Annotated in this window: 1 protein-coding gene and 1 pseudogene; both read right to left on the reverse strand. The window is 34.9% G+C overall.

Annotated features, from left to right (window positions below; genetic code table 11):
- A pseudogene (locus tag HMPREF2988_RS07050) lies at positions 1-264 on the reverse strand (hypothetical protein); the annotation flags it as partial.
- Positions 265-301: 37 nt separating this feature from the next.
- The coding region (locus tag HMPREF2988_RS07055; protein ID WP_070770287.1) for a hypothetical protein at positions 302-786 on the reverse strand (485 nt) is incomplete at its 5' end.

Below are 786 nucleotides of genomic sequence, written 5' to 3' on the forward strand. Positions count from 1 at the left end.
CGTATAGTTGATTTTTTCTTCTCTGAATTCATAAAATTTTTGTGCGTATGTTTTTTTAGAAACCATCGTTCCTTTTTCAATAGAATCACCGATTCGCCATAACCAGCAAGCTTGTAGTCTACTTGAGCAATTAAGAAATTCTAAAACTGCCTCCTGATGACTATTTAGTCCGTCATACTCTTCTTCCTTGAAAAAAGCATACCGTAACACAGTCCAAGCACGCTCCAAATAAAAATCAATACTTTCTTTTTCTAATAATTCCATCTTTTCTCTCCTTTTCCAGTTCACTATATGCAAAAAATCAAATCATCACTAACCTAGCATCGAAAACAGTGAATCGCTTTCTCTTTTCGTCATACACTGACCACACATAAGCGCCATCCCAATAACGACCTTCATTATAATAATTCGTAAATTCATTATTCCAAAGGTAAATATGCAGATGATCTTTATCTGGGAAAAGACGATCATTCAACTGGTTAAATTCTTCTTCCGTTCCCTCTGCTCCTTGAGTTGCTTCAAGAAAAGAAGTCCTATAGATACTATCCTCAGCCCATAATGCTTTAGGGGTGACTCTTTTCGCCTTCATCATTTCTTTATTCACATAAATAGGATAATCTTTCATCTTGTCAAAAAATCGGATATCCGTATAGTTGATTTTTTCTTCTCTGAATTCGTAAAGTTTTTGTGCATATATTTTTTTAGAAACTATAAGCCCTTCTTTGCTCCGCCATAACCTGGCAGTACGCAATCTATTTGAGTAATTGAGAAATTCTAAAACTGCCT

This window comes from Enterococcus sp. HMSC061C05, assembly GCF_001814765.1.
GTDB lineage: Bacteria > Bacillota > Bacilli > Lactobacillales > Enterococcaceae > Enterococcus_B > Enterococcus_B lactis.